Here is a 254-nt window from a genome sequence, read left to right on the forward strand (position 1 = left end):
GCAATTTACAAAGGTGGGACGGTTTGGATGTGCTTCTTGTTACGATACATTTAAGGAACATTTAAAGCCATTATTAAAACGTCTGCACGGTGGACATACAGATCATTGTGGAAAAATTCCGGAACGTATAGAAGGAAATCTTCACTTAAAGAAAGAATTAGATGAACTAAAACTCATTCTGAAACAATACGTACAGAAAGAGGAGTTTGAGAAAGCTGCTGAAGTAAGGGATAATATTCGAGGTCTTGAAAATC

The 254-nt window shown here is 36.2% G+C and carries 1 protein-coding gene; it reads left to right on the plus strand.

Features of this window, described 5'->3' with window-relative positions:
- A partial coding sequence (locus SB658_RS25805) for a UvrB/UvrC motif-containing protein (protein ID WP_410603318.1) occupies positions 1-254 on the plus strand: 254 nt, incomplete at both ends.

This window comes from Bacillus sp. SIMBA_008, from assembly GCF_046535495.1.
GTDB lineage: Bacteria > Bacillota > Bacilli > Bacillales > Bacillaceae > Bacillus > Bacillus subtilis.